This is a genomic window from Agarivorans sp. QJM3NY_29, from assembly GCF_050870835.2.
Lineage (GTDB): Bacteria > Pseudomonadota > Gammaproteobacteria > Enterobacterales > Celerinatantimonadaceae > Agarivorans.
Genome location: NZ_CP194036.2, coordinates 3,594,231 through 3,611,569, shown reverse-complemented (window position 1 = coordinate 3,611,569; position 17,339 = coordinate 3,594,231). Strand labels below are relative to the sequence as shown.

Sequence of the window (17,339 nt, the reverse complement as noted above, 5' to 3'; positions counted from 1 at the left end):
TGCCATACACGTAAAACATGTCAAGTGAGTTTACCTGAGTTTTTACTCAGTATTTAAATGGTCCGTGGTTAAGAGTAGATTCAGTGTATGAATTTAAGGAAAGCACCAATGAATGAACAAATCGCACATGTAGTTAAGTTGGAGGATGGTTCTTGGTCTACGCCACATTTATTGAATACGCACTTACTTGAGGTCGAAAAAATAGCTTCTAGTTTAGCTTCTGGTGTTTCAACTCATTGGGTTGCCTTAGCGGGGCGATGGCATGACCTGGGTAAATATCAAGCTGCATTTCAGGACTACATTCGCAATCAAAGTGGATTCGAGCGCGAAAACGCGCATATAGAACAGGGGAAGTCACAAAGGGTCACTCATTCGACCGCTGGTGCAATTCATGCGATAGAAACATTAGGTAAGGGCTATGGGCATTTGTTGGCTTATTTAATTGCGGGCCATCATGCGGGGTTGCCTGATTGGAGTGGTGGTAAGGGCAGTTTGAGTTATCGCTTGACCAATGGGGGTCAGCAGGAATACCTAGCCTGTTTAAAGGAAAATATACCTGAGGATATCTTACGAGGAACTCTTCCGAAATTACCAATAGTTGCCGGGGATCCCGCTGCAACGGCTTTATGGTTGCGAATGCTATTTTCTGCCTTGGTAGACGCTGATTTTCTGGATACCGAAGCCTATATGCAGCCACATCAAGCAGATAAACGCAATGGCTTTGAGGAGTTAGCTCAGCTACAGCACCGATTTTTTAGTTACATGAGTGAATTTCAGGTGAAGAGCGAGCATTCGCAACTTAATAGTATTCGTAATCATATTTACCAATCATGTATACAGGCTGCAACAAAAGAACCCGGTGTTTTTAGCCTGACAGTCCCTACGGGAGGGGGGAAAACACTATCTAGTCTTGGTTTTGCATTGGAACATGCTCGCATTCATGGCAAGAGGCGGATTGTCTATGCAATTCCCTTTACAAGTATTATTGAACAAAACGCAAAGGTGTTTCGTGATGTCCTAGGTGACGATGCCGTGCTTGAACATCATAGTAATTTGGATCAACCTAGTGGTGAGGAATCAAACCGAAGCAGATTGGCTTGTGAAAATTGGAATGCACCCTTGATTGTGACAACGAATGTGCAGTTATTTGAATCCTTGCATGCTAGTCGAAGCAGTCGTTGCCGGAAGTTACACAATTTAAGAGACGCTGTTATTGTTTTGGATGAGGCGCAACAGATCCCTAGAGATTTTCACGCCCCCATTGTTCGCTGCATGAAAAACCTGACTCAATACTTCGGGGTTACTTGGGTGCTATGTACCGCGACACAACCTGATTTTTCAACACAGAAAGCACCTGTATCTGGTGCGACCCTGCTTGAAGGATTCGAAAAAGTTCATGAGATCTGCGAAGACCCGACGAAACTAGCCGTAGAACTGCAACGAGTCGAAGTGAATATTGTCCCATCAAACAAGAAGACCAGCTGGGAAGAGCTTGCTCTGCAGTTATTAGCCGAAGATTGCGTGCTGGCTATTGTAAATACTCGTCGTCAGGCTAGAGAGCTGTTTAGCCTTTTACCGGACGATGCCAGTCGATTACACCTTTCGGCACAGATGTGTGCGGCGCACCGAACAGCGACATTAGATGAAATAAAGCTGCGCTTGTGCGAGAAACGAGAGGGGCGAGATATGCGGCCACTGAGAGTGATCTCCACTCAGCTCGTTGAAGCAGGGGTTGATGTCGATTTCCCTGTGGTATATCGAGCTATGGCTGGCCTTGATTCAATTGCACAAAGTGCCGGGCGTTGCAATCGTGAGGGTAAGCTGGAGGGCTTAGGACGAGTGGTGGTTTTTAATCCGCCAGAATTACCACCTGTAGGGTTTATTCGTCAGTCACAACAGGCGACTTTACAACTTTTAAACACGGGGGCGCTCGCTGAGCCTCTGGCGCCTGAAGCTTTTAAACGTTTCTTTCGCCAGCTGAATAACCAAGGCTCACGGGATAAACACGGGATTAATCAGCTTCTGCTTGCGAAACAGGATTTGGCGACGGCCGCGGTAACGATTCAATTTCGTGAAGCAGCCGAAAAATTTAGATTAATTGACAACTGTGGGATTGCGGTTGTGGTGCCTTTTTTACCGCAAGGAGTGGATAAAAGTCCGATTATTCAATGGATACAGATGTTAAAAGCGGATCCTAGTCAAAAGTGGCTCTATCGCAAATTGCAGCGCTATACCATCAATTTACCGGAAGAGTTTGCCAAGCAGTTGCATCGCGCTGGTGTACTTTATCAAGAAGCAGGGTTGTGGGTAGTTGAAGAGTGCAACTATGATCCTCGGTTTGGTGTTGTTCCACCAATGGCAATGTTGGATGCTGAAAGCACAATTATTTAAAGGGCGAGGGCACCTAACGGTACCCTCTATATCATCAAGTGATATCTATCGAGTGTTTCAACCCACACGCTAATGAAAGAACAACATTAGCATGACAGGTGGCATATTAAATGAATCACACCCAAAAAGAAATATCTAACGAGTGAATTAGTACTTGTTGATCTTATCTATCGAGTGAATTAGTATATTTTATATTGATAAGGTTGATAGTGTGTTGTGACTCATAATGTTACAACAATCAGGTTAAGTACGTTAGTTGGGAGATAGAGATGAATTGGTTGCCAAAAGCACTTAGAGAGTTAAATGTTATGCCCCCCTTCAAATTATTTGCAGTGTTAAGTGCGCTTTGTTTTGTCGTGTACATGCTTTGTAGGTAATCGTCGGATTATATATAGGTTAACTAACGTGTTTAGTTGGTAGTTGTTTTGTCAAACAGATATGAGTTATTAGGGATAGTACAGATTTCAGCGTGATATCAAAGGAAGGTTTTTATGGGGTTTTGCTTGGAGGTGAGCGGCGAGTTCGCTTGTTTCACTCGGCCAGAAATGAAAGTTGAGCGGGTTAGTTATGATGTGATTACCCCCTCTGCTGCTCGCAGTATTTTTGAGGCGGTTCTTTGGAAACCGGCGATTGAATGGCGGGTGAAAAAAATTGAGGTGTTAGCACCGATTCGCTGGCTTAACCTACGGCGTAACGAGCTTGGTAACGTGGTACCTGTTGGTAACGTAAAGTCCGCAATGAAACAGGGAAGTGGCAAATTAGCGAGCTATATAGAGGAAGACCGACAGCAGCGGGCAAGTTTGTTGCTCAGGGATGTCGCCTATCGCCTACATGCGGAATTTGTGTTAACCAACAAAGCTGGACCATCAGATAATGCTGCAAAATTTGCAGAAATGTTTCGTCGTCGCGCTGAAAAAGGGCAGTGTTTTAACCAACCTTACCTAGGTACGCGCGAGTTCGCTTGTGCGTTTAAGTTAGTTGATATGGCTGCTGAGCGGACACTACCTATTCAGGAAGATCGAGAACTTGGTTGGATGCTATTTGACCTTGATTTTTCTGACCCATCCAATCCGCAGCCGCTATTTTTCAGCGCACGAATGACTAAAGGGGTTATTACGGTTCCAATAAAGAATAGTGACGAGGTGCGCGGATGATTTTACAAGCGCTATGTGAATATTATCAACGTAAAAGTAGGGATCGAGATTCTGGCCTTGCGTCTAAAGGCTTTGAGCAGAAGGCCATTCCGTTTGTTGTGGTGATCGACGATAACGGTCGTTTTATTGTACTGAAAGATACACGTGAACCTCAAGGTAAGAAACTCGTGGCTCGTGATTATTTGGTGCCTCAGGGTAAAAAGCGCTCAGGAGGAAAATCTTACGAAGTTGCTAATTTACTTTGGGATCATTATGGCTACCTGTTAAATCAACCGAAACAGGATAAACCTGATATCCCACCAAATGAGAAAGACATTGAGATGGCTCATAAGCAACATCAAAGTTTTATTCGGCAGGTGGACGAGATAGTGGCACAGCTGCCTGATTGTCTAGACGCATGCGCGGTGCAAGGTTTCCTTAGCCAACCCAATGAAGTCGATAAGGTTCGAGCAGATCCAATCTATGCCGAATGTTTAAAAATTAAAGGCTGTAATTTGGCTTTTCAGCGCGCAGGAGAGGACCACTTATGTTGTCAGGCGGTTGAATTGCAATCGTATATAGCGGCCGATGATAACGGAGCTGAAAGCATACATGGGGTCTGTTTGGTCACCGGTAAACGAGGCCCTGTGGCGCGGTTGCATGACGGCATTGGGCAGATTGTTGGAAAACCCACGCCTTTGGCGTCTATAAATGCTAAAGCATTTGAATCGTATGGAAAAAGTCAAGGGCTCAATTTTCCAGTTGGTGAACTGGCAGCTTTTCAATATGCAACTGCGCTGAACCATTTATTGCGCCGAGATTCTAAGCAAAAACTATACGTTAGCGGCACTACATTGGTTTGTTGGGCGCAACGCGACGCTCCTCTTGAAACGGAACTGCCGATGCTGTTTGGGCAGCAGAGCGATGCCCCAGATCAAGGCGTAGAGAAAGTTATTGAGCATTATCGGAGTTTATATGATGGTGCGGCACAAAATGCGGATGACCAACAGAGATTTTATGTACTAGGTCTCGCACCGAATGCTCCGGCTAGGATCGTGGTGCGCTTTTGGCTATGTGGAACTGTCGCCGAGTTCAGGCTGCGCATTGCTGATTGGTTTCGCGATATACAAATAATAGGGTATGAAGCTTTTGGTTTTCCATCCTTGTATCGACTTGTTTTAAGCACCGCTTTACTACAAAAATCCGACAATCTCCCGCCAAACTTGATGGGGGATATCTATCTGGCTATTTTGCAGGGTTTACCGCTACCCGCGACTCTTTTTCAAGGGGTTATAAGACGTATTAAAGCCGAGCGTGGCTATGTTAATTACGAAAGAGCTTGTTTGCTCAAGGCGTGCCTTAACCGAAGACATCGACAGATAAACAAAGTATTAAGTTCTATAGACAAGGAGTTAACTGTGTCACTTAACCAAGAAGATACCCGTATTGGCTACCGTTTGGGTAGGCTGTTCGCTGTTCTCGAAAAATTGCAGCAGGATGCTCAAGGGAGTGGACTCAATAGTACGATCAGGGACCGTTATTACAGCAGCGCAAGTTGTACACCAAAGGCTGTGTTTGCAACCTTGATAAGACTTTCAACACATCATCTCAATAAGCTTGCTGGCGCTTACAGGGTCACTACTGATCGTCGTATACAAGAAATAGTTACATCTATCCAAGAGTTTCCTGCGCATTTGAATTTAGATGAACAGGGCCTGTTTGCTATTGGCTATTATCACCAGAAACAATCTTTATATACAAAAAAAGAGACTCAACAAAAATCATCGGCTGAAGAAGGAGCTACCCTATGAGCCTGCAAAATCGATATGACTTTGTGCTGTTATTTGACGTTAAAGACGGCAATCCAAATGGTGATCCTGATGCCGGTAATTTACCTCGTTTGGATACTGAAACTGGCCAAGGTTTGGTCACCGATGTTTGTCTGAAGCGCAAGGTGCGAAATTTTGTCACTTTGGTAAAGGGAGAGCAACCGCCGTATGAGATTTATGTGAAGGAAAAAGCGGTGCTAAACAACCAACATGAACGAGCTTATATTGGAATAGGTGCAGAAGAATTACTAAAAAATGACAAAAAAAGAAAAGGCGGTGATAAAACGGGCGAAGCTCGACAATGGATGTGTAATAACTTTTTTGATGTACGGACATTTGGTGCGGTGATGTCTACTGGTGTCAACTGTGGGCAGGTTCGAGGGCCTGTACAACTAACCTTCTCTCGTTCTGTTGACCCAGTTGTAAGCAGTGAGCACAGTATTACAAGGATGGCTGTTGCAACGGAAAAAGAAGCAGAAGCGCAAGATGGTGATAATCGAACCATGGGACGAAAATTTACCGTACCTTATGGCCTTTATTGCTGTCACGGTTTCGTTTCTGCTCATTTGGCTCAGCAGACCGGGTTTAGTGATGAAGATTTGGAATTATTTTTCACCGCTTTGGAGCAGATGTTTGATCATGATCGTTCTGCCAGTCGAGGTGAAATGGCCGCGAGGGCATTATTGGTGTTTAAACATAACAATGCCTTGGGTAATGCGCCAGCGCATAGTTTGTTTGATCGAATAAGGGTGGATAAAACGACCGATGGTCCAGCTCGTAGTATTCGTGATTATCAACTCGCTATCGATGAAGAAAACTGGCCTCAAGGGCTGGAACTTTTCAAACGTATTGCTTGGTAATGACAGCGCAAGACCAACGCCTTATACCACTCTCTGCCTTGCAGCATTATGCGTTTTGCCCAAGGCAGTGTGCTCTGATCCACAACGAGCAGCTTTGGGCCGAAAACTACCTCACGGCTCACGGCCAGTTGTTGCATCAGCGAGTGGATAGTGGAGAACCAGAAACACGCCAAGGCGTTCGTTTCGAGCGTGGTGTACATGTGAATGCTCCGACGCTCGGATTGACTGGTAAGCTGGATTTAGTGGAAAAAGATCTGGCTTCTGGTCAATTAACACCGGTGGAGTATAAGCGAGGGAAAGCTAAACAAGACAATATTGATGCTATACAGCTCTGCGCACAGGCGCTGTGTTTAGAAGAGATGACAGCCACTTCGGTAGAGCAGGGAGCGCTGTGGTATTGGCAAACTCGTCGTCGAGAGCTGGTTACTATTGATGCTTCGTTGCGGCAACAAACATTAGCCGTGATTGCTCAAGTTCATGATTTATTCTCGACAAAGCAAACGCCAGTAGCGGAGTATACAAAACGCTGCAAAGCTTGCTCTTTAATTGAACCCTGCCAACCACTGCTATCAGCTAACGATCCCAGTTCGGTTTATATTCGCCAGCTTTACGATGATGAGGTTAGCCAGTGAAGAAACTTCAAAATACCCTGTATATTACCCGCGATGGTGCTTATTTACACAAAGCACGAGAAACCTTGCTAATAGAGCAGCGGGTTGATGGAGTGAAGCAAAAATTGATGCAGGTGCCCATCCACTCGATCAGTGGTATTTTTTGCTTTGGCAATGTCATGGTATCGCCACAATTGATGGGATTTTGCGGAGAAAATGGCACTGGCCTGGCATTTTTCGATCAGTTCGGTCGATTTCAGGGACGGCTGGTGGGTCAACAAAGCGGCAATGTTTTATTGCGACGGGCTCAGTTTGCGTTGGTCAACCCCCAAAAAGTGGGAATTGCGAGAGATATTGTCGCCGCTAAAGTACAGTCTTCACGCGCGCTGCTGTTACGTCACCGGCGAAATCATGGAGAAAACGCAGCTCTTAGTCGAACCTTAAAGCGAATGAAACAAATTGTCGAAGCGCTAAAAATTCAATCCGATTTAGATAAGATTAGAGGCTTGGAGGGAGAAGCTGCCAGCCAATATTTTGGTGTTTTTCAAGGCTTGATAAAAGTGGATGATCAAGCGCTGCGGTTTAATGGTCGAAGTCGACGGCCACCGAAAGATCCCATTAATGCCATGCTCTCTTTTTTGTACTCCCTATTAGGGAAGGAAATCAGCGGAGCGCTGCAAGGTGTAGGGCTCGATCCACAAGTTGGTTTTTTACATGCAGAGCGACCAGGTCGAGACAGTTTGGCTCAAGATTTATTGGAAGAATTTCGAGCCTATATTGTGGATCGAACAGTACTTACTTTAGTGAACCGACAACAAATAAAGGCTAAAGATTTTACGGTAGACATGCTTGGCGGGGTTACCATGAAAGATGAGACGCGAAAACTGTTACTCCAGTCTTATCAGGCTAAAAAGCAAGAAGAAATTCTTCATCCATTTTTGAAAGAAAAAATTCAAATCGGCTTATTACCCCATGTGCAATCGATGCTTTTAGCGCGGCATATTCGAGGTGATTTAGCGAATTACCCTCCCTTTTATTCGCGATAGGTAGACTTTTATGATGGTACTGATTACTTACGATGTAAGCTTGCAAGATGATGGCGGGCAACGCCGTTTACGTCATTTGGCGAAAACCTGTTTAGATTACGGTGTGCGGGTGCAGTACTCGGTTTTTGAGTGTGAGATTACCTACGCACAATGGTTAAGTTTTAAGGCGAAGTTGCTTAATATTTATGATGAAGAAGTCGATAGCCTGAGATTCTATAAGCTTGGCAAGGGCTGGCGAAGCAAGGTTGAGCACCATGGTGCAAAGCCTGCACTAGACATATTCAAAGATAGTTTGATTATTTGAACGCTAACCCCCAGTGCTCTTTAAAAACACGGTAGTTTAGCGCTTTTTTAGCGCATTGAATAATAAAGGTTTAATCGAGATAGTGACCGTTGCAGCGTGAGAACTCGGGTTCTTAATGACTAGGCTAGCGAATCATGGCTTCTCAGGTTAAGCTACACCTGTCGTTTAATCACGGCAGTCGCCCCTCACGCAGGGGCGTGGATTGAAACAAAGTGGTGTTATTAATGATTTTATTTCACCGTTGTCGCCCCTCACGCAGGGGCGTGGATTGAAACCTGACATGGAGGGCCACCAATGACCCCAGCAAAGTCGCCCCTCACGCAGGGGCGTGGATTGAAACCCAATCTCTACGCTAACGCAATCACAATAAAAGTCGCCCCTCACGCAGGGGCGTGGATTGAAACATCAATAACAAATAACGTCCCTACTCCCTCAGGCGTCGCCCCTCACGCAGGGGCGTGGATTGAAACATCAAACCAACCGCGCTTTAAATGCTCACGTAAAGTCGCCCCTCACGCAGGGGCGTGGATTGAAACCTGGTCTTTGCTGCTGTTCTGCTATCAATTTAACTGTCGCCCCTCACGCAGGGGCGTGGATTGAAACATGGTAACTTTTACCTGCCACTATACCCCCCGTGTCGCCCCTCACGCAGGGGCGTGGATTGAAACTAGGAGCCAATCGAGTATTTTGGCTTCGTTTACGTCGCCCCTCACGCAGGGGCGTGGATTGAAACCAGTTTTTGCGCGTTGGTTTCTTTTGTAGCTGTCGTCGCCCCTCACGCAGGGGCGTGGATTGAAACTGGTGTTTCCATTATTTGTATTGCTCCTTATTCATGTCGCCCCTCACGCAGGGGCGTGGATTGAAACAGTGCATCACGGTGATTTATCGCAATCTGGCTCGTCGCCCCTCACGCAGGGGCGTGGATTGAAACTGTTATTTTACTGGTATCACCAAGCGCCTTGTTGAGTCGCCCCTCACGCAGGGGCGTGGATTGAAACCATGCTTTTACGGCAATCCCTGAAAAAGAACTAGGGTCGCCCCTCACGCAGGGGCGTGGATTGAAACATTGACCGAGTAAGGCGTGCTTTCCCAGTGGCTAGTCGCCCCTCACGCAGGGGCGTGGATTGAAACTCGGTTGAGTGATCACGCTTAAGTACGGCGATAGGTCGCCCCTCACGCAGGGGCGTGGATTGAAACACAAATTGATAATGTTTCGTCTGACGGTCTTATAGCGTCGCCCCTCACGCAGGGGCGTGGATTGAAACTTACTTATTCTCATGCATCCCCCTTGGTTTTGATGTCGCCCCTCACGCAGGGGCGTGGATTGAAACATGAGTGATTTTAAGTACATAAAAACAGCTTACGGTCGCCCCTCACGCAGGGGCGTGGATTGAAACGATAGGCTTGCGCTTTGCGCTTCAAATGCTCAAGTCGCCCCTCACGCAGGGGCGTGGATTTACATACTTTGTATTGCTAAGGCGAATTACAGGTACAAAAAAAGACGCCCTAAGACGTCTTTCTTTGTGGTATTGGTGGAGCTGGCGGGTTTCGAACCCGCGTCCAAAACCATTCTAACCAATGGCGCTACATGCTTAGTTTGTCTTTATTCTCGTTAGCAAGCTGCGAACAAACACGCCACTTACTCACATACCAGAATTCTATTTCGCGGTTCGGCTCTCTAGTCAAAGCGTCCCTCGCTATCTTGTTTGGGTTTGAACTTCTATGATTCCCCGTCTTACAAGCGGAAGCTAGGGTAGAAGTGCTCTAGCAGGTTATTAAGCTGCTAGTGCGTAGTTTTCGTCGTTTGCGACTATTTTTTTGCGGCTTTTTACGTGGCAAACCGCCCCACGACATGCTCCACAAGCCTTCCTGATCCTGTCGAATCCAATTCAGCCCCGGAATTTCTAGAACATTCTAACACAAGCCTGATATAAACCGATAGCGGCTTGGGTTTAAATGCTGTTTATTTGTCCAGTTGAGTGTTTATCTAAAGCTGTGTTTCATCACTCGGTCTTTGGTGCGTTGCCATTCGCGATCTTTCTCGTCTTCGCGTTTGTCTTGATCTTTCTTACCTTTGGCTAAGCCTATCTCTAGTTTGGCCCAAGAGGCTTTCCAGTAGAGCGCCGTGGCAACAATGGTATAACCTTGGCGTTCAACCGCGCCAATCAGTTTATCTAACTCGCGTCGGTTTAGCAGCAGTTTGCGGATCCGGGTTGGGTCGGCAACCACGTGAGTGGAAGCCGATAATAAGGGTTGAACATTTAAACCGGAAACAAAGGCTTCACCGTCGCGAACATATACGTAGCTCTCGGCGATGTTAACCTTACCGGTTCTCATTGATTTAACTTCCCAGCCTTGAAGTTCAATACCCGCTTCGAATTTATCTTCGATACGGTACTCATGGCGCGCTCTTTTATTCAGCGCGATGGTATTTGAACCGGCTTTTGATTTTGATTTATTCTTACTCATAGGCCGCTATTATACGCATGCAGCGAGGGTTTAAAACTGATATTGTGCGGTTTAGCCGTGCGAATGCTAAAATGTTGCCAGATTTGAAGAAAGAGTGGGTTATGCCGCAAGTAAACCGTAGTGCCTTGGTGATGTTTAGCGCCAAGCAAATGTACCAATTAGTGAATGATGTTGACGCTTATCCCGAGTTTTTACCGGGGTGCGTGAGTAGTGAAATTATTGAGCAGGGCCCACTGAGCATGGTGGCTCAGGTTGGGGTGGCCAAGGCTGGTATTAAAAACAGCTTTGTGACGGAAAATACTTTAACTGAAGATCAATCGATTCAGATGAATTTGGTGAATGGGCCGTTTAAGTCCTTAACTGGAGTATGGCATTTTGTCGCTTTAGATGAGCAAGCCTGTAAGGTGATGCTGGATTTGAACTTTGAATTTAGCAACAAGTTGATTGCAGCGGCCTTTGGCCGAGTCTTTCAAGAATTGGCCGGCTCGATGGTGCAGGCTTTTGTCGACCGAGCAAAACAGGTGTATTAGTGGTGAGCGAAAAAATTAATATTGAAGTGGTATATGGCTTACCAGAGCGTCAAGTATTACTGGCACTGAGTGTTGCACAAGGCTGCGATATTTTGGCCGCCATTAAGCAGTCGGGTATTGTGGATCACTTTCCAGAGATTGAGCCTGAGTCGGCTTCGGTTGGCATTTTTAGTCGAGCGGCTAAACTGGATCAAACTTTGCGTGATGGCGATAGAATTGAAATCTATCGTCCCTTAATTGCCGATCCTAAAGAGCTTCGTAAAATTAGAGCTGAACGCGCAAAGGCTGCGGGGAGGGCAGATAAAACCACCGGTGGCAGGCCCAAGCAACGCGCTGAAGCTTAAACCAAAAAGCCAGATCGATGATCTGGCTTTTTTATATGCTTGGGGGCAGTTAGCTGGTTTCGTCTTCGAGAGGCACCATAAAGTCTTTACTAATTTGGTAGTCACCTTCAACCAGCGCTAGGTGGTTATTCACAAACTCAACCACCAAATTTCTTCGTTCGAGTGAGCCATTACCACTTTTGTAACTGTATAGGTAGTACCAACGTTCTTGGTCGAAAGCATCTACTAACATCGGTGAACCCAATACAAATTGAACCTGCTCCTTGGTCATGTTGACGCGGAGCTGTTCTACTTTGGCATCGTCGATGTAGTTACCCTGTGGGATATCAACCTTATATACCATCCAATCGAAGGCTGAACAGGCGCTAAGTCCGAGGCTGGCAAGTAGAATAAAAATTTTAGCTGTGAAACGCATTGTTAATCGAAGCTCCTTGTTAAGGAAGGCATCATAACCAAGCCCCGCCCGAAAAAGAAGCGTCTACTACGAAGAATTTAGTCTTCAACCAACAATTCTTGCGCATTTGCCAGTGCAGAAGGGGTAATTGCATCGCCGGCGAGCAGGCGAGCCAATTCTTCGAGACGTTGTTGGCCGTTTAAAGTGAGCATGTTGGTGATGGTTTCATTTTTCTTCTGTTGCTTACTCACTAACATCTGTTGATGACCATGTCCCGCTACCTGTGGTAAGTGGGTCACACACAATACTTGGCACTGTTGCCCAAGTTTTCGTAGCATGCCGCCCACCACTGCGGCGGTTGGTCCACTAATGCCTACGTCAACTTCATCGAAGATCAGGGTTGGGGTTAAAATACTGGCTGAGCAAATCACTTGAATGGCCAAACCAATACGGGAGAGTTCTCCGCCAGAGGCCACTTTATCAATACTTTGCATCGGCTGACCAGGGTTGGTGGTTACCCGCAACTCGACGCGATCTACGCCATTTGAATTGGTGAACTGGCTGGCATCACTTTGTAGTGCAAATTCACATTGGGCTTTCGCCATACTGAGTTTATGGATTTCTTTGGTGATTAATTTACTGAGGCTACTGGCGGCACGTTCGCGACTTTTCGATAGTTTATTGGCCTTACTTAGATAAATCTGCCATGCCTGCTCAATGTCTTCCGTAAGATGCTCGAAGCGCTGGCTTTGTTGACTCAGCTGCTCTAACTGTTGCTGTAAATTCAAATGTAGTGCTGGCAGTTGTTCGGCGTTGGTATGGTGTTTTCTGGCCAACTCAAGGGCTTGGCTGAGTCGCAGTTCTAACTCGGCAAATAACTCTGGGTCGTAGTCTAGCTGCTCGCTGTAATGGCCTAACTGTTGGCCGGCTTCTTCAATCTGAATCTGTGCATCGTGTAACAGATTGTTGATGTTTTCGAGTTTGGGATCGAGCGCGAGAAGCTGGCTGGTAGTTCTACAGGCTTGGCCTAGCATGTCTAGTACATTAACTTGCTCATCTAAGGCTAGGAGCTGGCTAAGCTGAAAACTACTTTGTTGCAGCTCGGTGCTGTGAGAAAGACGCTGATGTTGTTGTTCTATGGTTTGGTATTCCCCTTCAGCCAGAGAAAACTCGTCTAATTCTTTAACCTGATATTCAAGCAGTTGTTGTTGGGCCAGCAGTTCTTTTTGTTGCTGTTGGGCAAGTTCTTGCTCGTTACAGAGGCCTTTCCAATGCTGGTAAGCTTGTTTCACTTCACTCAGCAATTGCGGATGAGCGGCATACTGATCGACAATCGCCAGTTGTTGGCTGGGTTTAAGCAATAGCTGATGCGCATGTTGCCCATGAATGCTAACGAGGTATTGCCCTAGTTGTTTGAGTTGTGCCAAGGGTACCGCAGTACCATTGATATAGGCTTTAGAGCGACCTTCTTTGGTGACTACTCGGCGTAATATGCAATCATCGTCGCTTAACAGCTCATTTTGCTGCAGCCATAGCCGCGCGGCTTGGTTCTGGCTGATCTCAAATTGCGCACTGACTTCTGCCTTACTGGCACCCTGGCGCACCATGCTCGCTTCCGCTCGGTTACCTAAACACAAGCCTAAGGCATCGATTGCAATTGATTTACCGGCACCAGTTTCACCAGTGATGGTGGTCATGCCTCGGCTTAAATCGAGCTCTAAGAACCGAACAATTGCAAAGTTTTGTACGCTGAGTTGAGTGAGCATTCCTATACCTGTTTATCCATACAGTTGCTGTATAAATATATAGCGGTATTTTTGTGCATGCAAGTGCAAATCGTAAAAAGCTGGTTTACTGGTGCTAAGGATGAGGCAAGGGATATTTTTATACGCTTATGTCGCCGCCCATAAGAGAGAGGATTATTCTGGAGCTAGGTCACTCATTCAATTGATTTAATTATATAAAGTAGCAAATGGCCGATGATTTGGTGGTTACTGGAGGTATTGTATGCAGGTAGCATTGTTAGCTGCTTATTGCCGATATAAGTAGCACAATTCACTACTGGTTAACTTCTGGTCATTGGTTATTCTGTTATCTAGAATTCATATTTTTGTCACAATGGGTGGTTTTTTGGGCCGTTGTTTTGTCAGGTAAGCGCTTGTTTTAAGGCGGCCTGGCTGGCTTTAGCTTGATTTTTATTCATTTTTTAGTTGCTTGCAGCTTCACATTTGTGTCATAAAAGTAGTGCATGTTTATCAAATAGTTGTTGTATCGCTGCTGTATTAGTCGGTAGCCCAATTAACCTTAGAAATACATGGAAGATATTATGTTGAATAAACGTTTTGCAATAAGCAGCTTGTTACTTGGTATGGGAGCCATGGCAAGTGTGCAAGCCAGTGCCGAAACACTTCGTCTACTAACTTGGGGCGGTTATGCGCCTCAAGAGGTGATCGATTTGTTTCAAAAAGAAACTGGTATTGAAGTAAAAGTTACCAAATCAAACAACGAAGATATGATTTCTAAGTTACGCGCAACAGGCGGCTCTGGTTTCGATTTGGCGCAACCTAGTCAAGACCGTATCACTGGTGTGCAACTACAGTTTGGTATTTATCAGCCCATCGATTTAGCCCGAATTGACCAGAAACAAATTATTAGTTCAATGCTCGATGCGACCAAGAAAAATACTGCCGTGGGCGATAAAGTATTTGGTGTTCCGCATGTTTGGGGAACCAGCGGTTTGGTGGTGAACGGTAACATGGCCAAAGATGTAGCTGACTATACCGATTTATGTCAAAGCAAGTATCAGGGCAAAATTTCTTATCGTTTGAAACGTCCTACTTTAATTGCTTTTGCTTTTGCTCTTGGCGAAGATCCTTTTGCGGCTTACGCCGATCCTGCCAAATACCAACAGATCTTGGATAAGGTTGAAGCGAAGCTTGTGGAATGTAAGCCCATCGTGAAAACTTACTGGTCTGGTGGTGATGAGTTGATGAACCTGATGCGTGCCAACGAAGTGGTTGCCGCGATGGCTTGGGATGCAGGCGGTTGGAAGTTAAACCGAGATCAAGCCAATATTCAGTTTGTTGCACCAAAGTCTGGCGCGCTAGGTTGGATTGATACTTTTGCGATTCCACGCAAGTCAAAAGCCGTCGACGCCGCTTATCAATGGATCAATTTTGTGATGCGTCCAGAAATCGCAGCAAAAATTACCGAGTCTGCGGGTAACTTCACCGCCTCGAAAGGCTCCGATGCCTATGTGAACGAAGTGGCTAAAGCACAGTTTAATGCCAGTTTTAGTAGCGATGATATTGATAATATTAAATGGTATCCCGCAGTACCTGCTGGCTTAGAAGCCATGGAAGGCAAGGTGCTGGATCGCGTGCACGCGGCACAATAAGCACTTATCAATGGGCCGTAAGGCCCTTCTTTTTTTACCTTTGGATGTACTTGTACTATGGCGGGAAACGCTAAATTTGATCTTGAATGTGAACACCTCTCTAAACACTTTTCTGATTTTACCGCAGTAGACGGTTTAAATTTTAATGTTGAAGCTGGGTCTTTCTTTTCTATTTTAGGGCCTTCGGGCTGTGGTAAAACCACCTTGCTAAGGATGCTCGCTGGTTTTGAATTCCCCAGTGAGGGCGAGATCCGTATCCATCAAAAGCGAGTCAATGAGCTGGCGCCCAATAAGCGTCCGGTGAATATGGTGTTTCAGCATTTGGCCTTATTTCCCAACATGAATGTGGCTGAGAACATCGCTTATGGTTTAAAGCGTCGTGGTGTGAAAGCGGCTGAGCGAAGCGAAAAAATTAAAGATGTACTCAGCCGAGTGGGTTTAGACGGTAGCCAACAGAAGCAAATTGCCCAGTTGTCGGGTGGCCAAAAACAACGGATTGCGATCGCCCGTAGTCTGGTCTTAGAGCCGCGTTTATTATTACTTGATGAGCCGCTAGGTGCTTTAGATCTAAAACTTAGAGAGAAGATGAAGGTTGAGCTTAAACACTTACAACGTGAGTTTGGTACCACCTTTATTTACATTACGCATGATCAGTCTGAAGCCTTGGTGATGTCGGATAAAGTAGCGGTGATGAACCGTGGCCGCTTCGAGCAGGTGGCAAGTCCGCAGCAACTTTATTATCAACCGCAGTCAGCCTTTGTGGCTAAGTTTGTTGGACAAACCAATCAACTATCGGCTGTGGTGGTCGAGCAACGGCAAGCGGTGGCGCTATTGAAGACCGCCCGAGGGCGACACTTGATCGTTGAAACCGATGTGCAGCAGCGTCCGCAAACCACCGTAAATGTATTTGTTCGGCCAGAGGCGATTGGTATCGCCAAGGTGGGTGAAGATGTGAAAGCGGATAATCAGTTTGATGTGAAGGTTGAGGAGTGTCTGTTTGATGGCGCCAGCTCGACCTTAATGGTGAGAGACCAGCATCATGATGAGCTTTATCGGGTTTCCCCTGGCGCTGACTTTGCTTTGCAAAATATTGTGGTCGGTAGCCCATTACGTATTTATTGGAATGCATCTCAAGCGCGCTGTATCACGAAAGAGGTGAACGGTGAAAGCTAAAACTCTGGGCTTTTATTTATTAATCTTGCCTTTTCTGCTGTGGTTTGTGCTGTTGATTGTATTGCCACATTTGCAAATGTTAGAGCTATCTTTAATCAAGCGTGATTATAGTGTGGGTGACAGTGTTGGCCTTTATCAGTATCAGCAGTTCTTTTCTGAACCCTTGTATTGGCACACCTTGTTACGCACCGTGTGGATGTCGTTATTGGCCACCTTTATTACCTTAGTGATTAGTTTTCCAGTTGCATTTTTTATCGCAAAAGTGGCTAAGGGACGTAGCAAGCGCTTGTTATTGCTGAGTTGTTTATTGCCATTTTGGGTGAGTGAGTTAGTGCGAACTTATGGCTGGATGATCCTGTTGCGCGAATCTGGAGTGATTAGCCAAGGCTTAATGGCTCTGGGTTTAACCGAGCAGCCAATCGAGTTTTTATACAATGATGTGAGTATGTTGATTGGTTTGGTTTATACCTCCATGCTGTTTATGGTGGTGCCTTTGGTGAGTACGCTGGAAGGCTTAGATCAAAGCTTGATTGAAGCCGGTTATGATTTAGGTGGAAACGGCTGGAACGTGACTCAATCGATCGTGATCCCTTATGCCATGCCAGGCATCGTCTCTGGATGCATTATGGTGTTTATGCTGTGTTTAGGGAATTACTTAACGCCGCGCTTATTGGGCGGAAAAGATAGCCTCTGGTTTACCGAGCAAATTTTCACCCAGTTTATTACTCGTTTTAACTGGGAGTTAGGGGCTGCTTTTGGGGTGGTGTTATTGGTGGTTTCTTCTGCGGTGGTCGCCTTGGGGCTGAAACTGAGTGGCCAATCATTCAGTAAGACGCTGGGGCGTTAAAGGACTTTAGT

15 protein-coding genes, 1 other RNA gene and 1 CRISPR repeat array are annotated in these 17,339 nt (G+C 45.9%); of the genes, 12 read left to right on the top strand and 4 right to left on the bottom strand.

The window, feature by feature from the left end:
* The first annotated feature begins 108 nt into the window (after positions 1 to 108).
* The 7 genes from cas3 (at position 109) to cas2 (ending at position 8,174) form a co-directional block, all read left to right on the top strand.
* Positions 109 to 2,391, top strand: a complete 2,283-nt coding sequence (gene cas3, locus ACRRS0_RS16435; RefSeq protein ID WP_432452138.1) for a CRISPR-associated helicase Cas3' — start codon at positions 109 to 111, stop codon at positions 2,389 to 2,391.
* Between the two features lie 491 nt (positions 2,392 to 2,882).
* Positions 2,883 to 3,545, top strand: coding sequence for a type I-C CRISPR-associated protein Cas5c (gene cas5c / locus ACRRS0_RS16430; RefSeq protein ID WP_432452139.1), 663 nt, complete (start codon positions 2,883 to 2,885; stop codon positions 3,543 to 3,545).
* A complete protein-coding gene (cas8c, locus tag ACRRS0_RS16425) occupies positions 3,542 to 5,335 on the top strand; it encodes a type I-C CRISPR-associated protein Cas8c/Csd1 (protein WP_432452140.1) in 1,794 nt (597 codons plus the stop codon). The genes cas5c and cas8c overlap by 4 nt, the downstream gene beginning before the upstream one ends.
* Positions 5,332 to 6,213 carry a type I-C CRISPR-associated protein Cas7/Csd2 gene (gene cas7c / locus ACRRS0_RS16420; protein ID WP_432452141.1) on the top strand — a complete coding sequence of 294 codons (882 nt, stop codon included), beginning with the start codon at positions 5,332 to 5,334 and terminating at the stop codon, positions 6,211 to 6,213. The genes cas8c and cas7c overlap by 4 nt, the downstream gene beginning before the upstream one ends.
* On the top strand, positions 6,213 to 6,845 hold the full coding sequence (cas4, locus tag ACRRS0_RS16415; RefSeq protein WP_432452142.1) for a CRISPR-associated protein Cas4: 633 nt from the start codon (positions 6,213 to 6,215) through the stop codon (positions 6,843 to 6,845). Before cas7c ends, cas4 begins: the two co-directional genes overlap by 1 nt.
* Positions 6,842 to 7,870, top strand: coding sequence for a type I-C CRISPR-associated endonuclease Cas1c (cas1c, locus tag ACRRS0_RS16410; protein WP_432452143.1), 1,029 nt, complete (start codon positions 6,842 to 6,844; stop codon positions 7,868 to 7,870). Before cas4 ends, cas1c begins: the two co-directional genes overlap by 4 nt.
* A gap of 10 nt (positions 7,871 to 7,880) precedes the next feature.
* The gene (gene cas2 / locus ACRRS0_RS16405; protein WP_432452144.1) at positions 7,881 to 8,174 is read left to right on the top strand and encodes a CRISPR-associated endonuclease Cas2; all 294 of its coding nucleotides are present in this window, start codon (positions 7,881 to 7,883) and stop codon (positions 8,172 to 8,174) included.
* Positions 8,175 to 8,351: 177 nt separating this feature from the next.
* Positions 8,352 to 9,636: direct repeats of the CRISPR family, unit length 32 nt; unit sequence GTCGCCCCTCACGCAGGGGCGTGGATTGAAAC.
* 68 nt (positions 9,637 to 9,704) lie between these two features.
* On the opposite strand, the gene ssrA is transcribed toward cas2, so the two are convergent.
* Positions 9,705 to 10,071: a transfer-messenger RNA gene (gene ssrA / locus ACRRS0_RS16400) on the bottom strand.
* Positions 10,072 to 10,157: 86 nt separating this feature from the next.
* A complete protein-coding gene (gene smpB, locus ACRRS0_RS16395; protein ID WP_432452145.1) occupies positions 10,158 to 10,643 on the bottom strand; it encodes an SsrA-binding protein SmpB in 486 nt (161 codons plus the stop codon).
* A 101-nt stretch (positions 10,644 to 10,744) separates the two neighbouring features.
* Between smpB and ACRRS0_RS16390 the strand changes: the two genes are divergently transcribed.
* Together ACRRS0_RS16390 and ACRRS0_RS16385 are read left to right on the top strand one after the other, a co-directional pair.
* On the top strand, positions 10,745 to 11,173 hold the full coding sequence (locus ACRRS0_RS16390; protein WP_432452146.1) for an SRPBCC family protein: 429 nt from the start codon (positions 10,745 to 10,747) through the stop codon (positions 11,171 to 11,173).
* Between the two features lie 2 nt (positions 11,174 to 11,175).
* Positions 11,176 to 11,517 carry an RnfH family protein gene (locus tag ACRRS0_RS16385; protein ID WP_432452147.1) on the top strand — a complete coding sequence of 114 codons (342 nt, stop codon included), beginning with the start codon at positions 11,176 to 11,178 and terminating at the stop codon, positions 11,515 to 11,517.
* 49 nt (positions 11,518 to 11,566) lie between these two features.
* Here the strand turns inward: ACRRS0_RS16385 and ACRRS0_RS16380 are convergent, their stop codons facing one another.
* Positions 11,567 to 11,932: an outer membrane protein assembly factor BamE gene (locus tag ACRRS0_RS16380; RefSeq protein ID WP_432452148.1), complete on the bottom strand. Its 366-nt coding sequence runs from the start codon at positions 11,930 to 11,932 to the stop codon at positions 11,567 to 11,569.
* Between the two features lie 77 nt (positions 11,933 to 12,009).
* Positions 12,010 to 13,677 (bottom strand): DNA repair protein RecN, encoded by a 1,668-nt coding sequence (recN, locus tag ACRRS0_RS16375; RefSeq protein WP_432452149.1) that lies wholly within the window; start codon positions 13,675 to 13,677, stop codon positions 12,010 to 12,012.
* A gap of 560 nt (positions 13,678 to 14,237) precedes the next feature.
* Here recN and ACRRS0_RS16370 point away from each other — a divergent pair.
* From ACRRS0_RS16370 to ACRRS0_RS16360, 3 genes are read left to right on the top strand one after another with little or no spacing between them, the layout of a single operon-like run.
* Positions 14,238 to 15,308, top strand: a complete 1,071-nt coding sequence (locus tag ACRRS0_RS16370) for an extracellular solute-binding protein (protein WP_432452150.1) — start codon at positions 14,238 to 14,240, stop codon at positions 15,306 to 15,308.
* 57 nt (positions 15,309 to 15,365) lie between these two features.
* A complete protein-coding gene (locus ACRRS0_RS16365; protein WP_432452151.1) occupies positions 15,366 to 16,481 on the top strand; it encodes an ABC transporter ATP-binding protein in 1,116 nt (371 codons plus the stop codon).
* The gene (locus ACRRS0_RS16360; protein WP_432452152.1) at positions 16,471 to 17,328 is read left to right on the top strand and encodes an ABC transporter permease; all 858 of its coding nucleotides are present in this window, start codon (positions 16,471 to 16,473) and stop codon (positions 17,326 to 17,328) included. The genes ACRRS0_RS16365 and ACRRS0_RS16360 overlap by 11 nt, the downstream gene beginning before the upstream one ends.
* The last annotated feature ends 11 nt before the right edge of the window (positions 17,329 to 17,339 follow it).